4 protein-coding genes are annotated in these 4857 nt (G+C 71.8%); 1 reads left to right on the plus strand and 3 read right to left on the minus strand.

The window, feature by feature from the left end; genetic code table 11:
- The 3 genes from VIW71_RS11025 to VIW71_RS11035 all read right to left on the minus strand — a co-directional run.
- A partial coding sequence (locus VIW71_RS11025) for an AfsR/SARP family transcriptional regulator (RefSeq protein ID WP_331621916.1) occupies positions 1–815 on the minus strand: 815 nt, incomplete at its 3' end.
- Between the two features lie 155 nt (positions 816–970).
- Complete coding sequence (locus VIW71_RS11030; protein ID WP_331621917.1) at positions 971–1789, minus strand: AfsR/SARP family transcriptional regulator; 819 nt, start codon at positions 1787–1789, stop codon at positions 971–973.
- Positions 1790–2200: 411 nt separating this feature from the next.
- A complete protein-coding gene (locus VIW71_RS11035) occupies positions 2201–3967 on the minus strand; it encodes an MFS transporter (protein ID WP_331621918.1) in 1767 nt (588 codons plus the stop codon).
- A gap of 172 nt (positions 3968–4139) precedes the next feature.
- Between VIW71_RS11035 and VIW71_RS11040 the strand changes: the two genes are divergently transcribed.
- Complete coding sequence (locus tag VIW71_RS11040) at positions 4140–4841, plus strand: TetR family transcriptional regulator (RefSeq protein WP_331621919.1); 702 nt, start codon at positions 4140–4142, stop codon at positions 4839–4841.
- Positions 4842–4857: the final 16 nt, after the last annotated feature.

Below are 4857 nucleotides of genomic sequence, written 5' to 3' on the forward strand. Positions count from 1 at the left end.
CGGGCGGCGGCCCCGAGCGGCTGCGGCAGATACGGGGACAGGTCCGGCACGCACTCCAGGATGGCGGCGCGCAGGCGGCGCAGCTCGCGGTCGGGTGCGAGCCCGAGCTCGCGCCGCAGGACCCGCTCCAGCCGGGCGTAGACCGCCAGGGCGTCGGCCCGGCGTTCGCAGGCGTGCAGGGCGTACATGAACTGGGCGTGCAGCACCTCGTTGAGCGGGTGCCGGGCGGTGAGCGCGGTCAGCTCGCTGAGCAGTTCGTGGTGGCGGCCCAGTGCCAGTTCGGCCCCGATCCGGCCCTGGAGGGCCGCCGTACGGGCCTCCTCCAGCCGCGTCACCTGCACCTCCAGCACCGGCCCGAGCTGGACGTCGACCAAGGCGGGGCCGCGCCACATCGTCAGCGCCCGGCCGAACCGGTCCACCGCCTCCGCCAGGCGGCCCGCTGCCATGGCCTGGTGACCCAGCTCCGCCTGGTACTGGAAGGAGCCGGCGTCGAAGAAGCCGCCGGAGGTGTTCAGGACGTACCCCTCCAAGCGGGTCACCAGGATGTGCTTGGCGTTGTGCGTCCGCGCCTGCGGGTCCCTCAGCAGAGCCCGGCCGATCCGGTTGCGGATCTGCAGGACGTACGTCTGCAGCGTGGTGACCGCGCTGCGCGGCGGATGGCCGTTCCACAACTCCTCGGTGAGGGTCGAGAGATGGACCGTCCGGCCGGGGTTCATGGCCAGCAGCGCCAGCACTTTGCGCGGCTTGACGGCCGTGGGCATGGCGTCAAGGCCGGCTTCGGTGACGACGAGCGGGCCGAGGACACGGACATCCATGAGTTACTCCTCGGTGACACACAGGCCGGGCGGGCTGCCGGGACGGGTGGTGCGGCGGTGGCGCGTGCCGATCGTCCGTGCGGCTGTTGGACATTCACTTGATTCGCGCTAGCGCCGCTCCCCGCTCCGGCCGGCCCGCCCGGCGGAGCACCGGGTCAGCCCGCCAGGTTGTCGAACTCCGCGAACTCGAGGCGGTCGAGGCGGTCGAGCGCCGGGTCGGAGCACAGTACGGCCTGGTGCAGGCGTTGCAGGCGGGGCGAGGGTTCCAGGCCCAGCCGGTCGGTGAGCGTGCGGCGCAGTTCCCGGTACGCGCGCAGGGCGTCGTCCGGGCGCCCGCACCGGTACAGGGCCAGGATGTAGAGGTTGTACAGGCTCTCGTTCATCGGGTGCTGCCTGACCAGGGCGGTCAGTTCACCGAGGACTTCGGCGTGCCGGCCCAGCCGCAGGTCCGCGGTGATGCGGTTCTCCAGGGCGCCGTGCCGGCTCTCGGTCAGCCGGGACACCTCGATCTCCAGCACCCGCCCGAGCCGTACGTCGGCCAGCGCGGGGCCGCGCCACATCGACAGGGCCCGGGTGAGCAGGCGGGAGGCGGCGAGCGGATCGCCCTCGCGCAACGCCACCCGGCCCGCCGCAGCCAGCCGTTCGAACTCGTGGACGTCGACCTCGCCCTGTCGCAGATTGAGCAGATAGCCCCCGAAGCGGGTGGCGAGGACGGCCTTCACGTGGTGGGCCGAGTCCGGCCCGAGCGCGTCGCCGAGCAGGCGGCGCAACTGCAGGATGTACGTCTGCAAGGTGGTCGCCGCACTGCGTGGCGGATCGTTTCCCCAGATCTCCTCGATGAGTAGTGGGAGGGTGACCCCTTCCGCCGAGGAGATCGCCAGCAGCGCGAGGAGCTGCCGTGGTTTCGTGGCGGTCGGAGCGATGCTTGTGCCGTTGGCCGTGGCGACGAGTGGGCCGAGAAGCTTGATCTCCAAGGTGACCGTTCCTCAGATAAGAGGGCGGCCCGGCGCGCCGACACGTGCGGGCCGAGCCGATTGGCTTGTTCGTGGACTGTCATATGCATTAGCACTGGCGTGCGGGGCAAACGGTGCTCGGCGCGGCTGTCCGGAACCGCGCCACGCGCTGGAAACCCCCGCGAAACGTGCGGTCGATGAGCGCCGGTGGCCTGAACTGCGCCGCAATACCATGGCTGTTGCCTACGGGTGTCACGGAAAATGAGCCATTCGGAGCCGTCACGCGACCGGAAAATGCCGATGGGCCGGCGGCCTCGGGCTCGTCCGGACCGTCCGGTCCGCTGCCCTCCGGCCCTCCGGCCCATCCGACTCGCCTGCCTCCGGCCTCTTCGGCCACCGGCCCCCGGCCCGCTCGGCCGGGGGCCGACCGGATCACAGGCCGCCGGGCAGCGTGCTCTCCACCTTCACCCTGGGCAGCGCCAGGGCCAGCAGGAAGGTCAGCGAGAAGACGCCCAGTTGCCAGAAGAGCGCCTGCTGGAAGCTGCGGCTGAAGTCCTCCTTGCGGGCCTCGGGCATCGCCTTGTCCAGCACCGCCGCCTGCACCTTGGCCTTGACCTCGGCCGGCGCGGGGGAGGTCGCGGTGGCCTGCTGCAGCCGCGTGCAGCTCGCCGGGGTCGCGGTCAGGTCCTTCTGGCTGGCCTTGTCCTTGAAGCACACCCGCAGCCCGGCGGTCACCGAGTCGGCCTGGGCACGCGGCAGACCGGCCGCCGCGAGGTCGGCGCGCAGCGTCGGCAGGGCCTTGTCGACCGAGTGGTACGCGTTGCTGCCGAGCAGGCTCGCGAAGAGGATGCCGATGATCGCGATGCCGACCGAGGCGCCGACCTGCTGAGCGGTGGACAGCACACCGGAGGCCGAGCCCGCGTCCCGGGACTTGATGCCCGCCAGGATGATGCCGATGCAGGGGGCCAGGAACAGCCCGGCGCCCGCCCCGGCGATCACCAGGGCCGGCATGAGCTGCCAGCCGCGCAGGTCGGTCCCCACCCAGCGCACCGACACCATCACCCCGCCCATGCCGAGGGTCAGGACCGCCGTGGCCACCGCGAGCGTCAGGGTGCCCAGCCGCTTGACGACCACGCCCGAACGGGCCGAGCCCACCGCGATCATGACGGCGAACGCCAGCGTCACCGCGCCCGCGGCCACCGGGCTGTAGGCGAAGCCGGTCTGCAGCGTCAGGAAGAGGGTGAAGAAGAACGACGGGACGCCCGCGAAGAAGACCAGCACGATCACCAGGCCGATGCTGAACGCCCGGTCGCCGAACAAGGTGGTGCGGATCAGTGGCGACCCTCCCGACCCGTGGGTGAGCCGCCGCTGCTGGAGCGCGAAGAGCGCGAGCACCACGGGCCCCGCCACCAGCATGGCCACCGTCCAGGCCGGCCAGCCCTGTTCCCGGCCCACGATCAGCGGCAGGATCAGCAGGAACAGTCCGGTGGAGACCAGGACGGTGCCGACCGTGTCGAGCCGGGCGGCGTCGTCGGCGGCGGACTCCCGCAGCCGTACCGCGCCGAGAGCCAGCGCGAGCACGCCGATCGGCAGGTTGACGTAGAAGATCGACCGCCAGTCGCTGCCGGCGATGTCCAGGTCGATCAGCCAGCCGCCCAGCACCGGGCCGAGCACCAGGGCCAGGCCGACCGAGGCGCCGTAGACCGACAGCGCCTTGGTCCGCTCCCGGCCGGCGAAGGTGACCTGGATGATCGAGAGGACCTGCGGGAACATCAGGCCCGAGAACAGCCCCTGGGCCACCCGGGAGACCACCAGGAACCCGATGGTGGGGGCCGCGCCGCACAGCACGGAGGCGGCGGTGAAGCCGACCATGCCGATCAGGAAGAGCTTCTTGCGGCCGTAGATGTCGCCGAGTCGGCCGCCGGTGATCAGCACGCAGGCGAAGGCCAGCGAGTACAGGGCGGCCACGAGCTGCACGTCGGCGAAGGAGGCGTTCAGGTCCTGCTGGATCGAGGGGATGGCCACCATCGTGATCGTGGTGTCGAGCAGTTGCATGAACACCGCGGACAGCAGGATGGCCAGCATCAGCCATCGGCCGGCGACGGGCGCCGCCGACGGTGCGCCGGTGCCGCTCCCGGCGGTGGCCTCGCCGCCCGTGGCGGCCAGATCGCCGGCCTGTGACCGTAATGTCCGTTTCACGGTTCCTCCTGTGCTGCCATGTGAGCCGCGGGTGCCGCTCTCGTCACGGATGAGCCCGGGTAGTAATTCACCCTGTTGTGAATTCTAGGCGGCGGCAGCCGGGCAACGTAAGGTCGAGGAGTCACCGAACTGTGAATTCCGCACTGCGCATTCCGCACGCAAGGGGGACTCGATGGCAGCAGACCCGGCCACGTCACCGCAGGAAGCACGCGAGGCCGGAGGCTCCGCGGCGGCGGCAGCCCGCAAGCGGCCCGGCCGCCGGCCCGGTCGGCGCCCCGGCAACACCGACAGCCGGGAGCGCATCCTCGCGGCTGCCCGGCACCGGTTCGGCAGCCACGGGTACGCGGGCACCTCGATCCGGGCCGTCGCCCAGCAGGCCGAGGTCGACGCGGCCCTCGTCTACCACTTCTTCACGTCCAAGGAAGGGCTCTTCGAGGCGTCGATGCGCGACGCGGTCCAGCCCGCCGAGCTGCGCGACACCGTACTGGCCGGGACGGTGGCCGGCATGGGGGAGCGGATGGCGCGCGCCTTCCTGGCGCTGTGGGAGAGCGGAGACCGCCGGGACCAGCTCGCCAGCATCCTGCGCTCGGCTGTCTCGCACCAGGCCGCCGCCGAGATGGTGCGGCGGTTCGTGGTGCGGGAGGTGCTGCTGCCGGTCGCCCAGGCGGCCGGCCACTCCCGCCCGGAGGTGCGGGCCGGGCTGATGGGCTCTCAACTGATCGGGCTCGCCCTCACCCGCTACATCGTCGAGGTGCCGCCGCTGGCGACGATGGAGCTGGAGGAGGTGGTTGCGGCCGTGGCGCCCACGCTTCAGCGGTACCTCACCGGAGCCGTGCTCGCCCCGGTGCCCTCGGTGACCTCCGCGGTCGGGTAGCTCCCGCCGTCGTGGG

This window comes from Streptomyces sp., assembly GCF_036524955.1.
Taxonomy (GTDB): domain Bacteria; phylum Actinomycetota; class Actinomycetes; order Streptomycetales; family Streptomycetaceae; genus Actinacidiphila.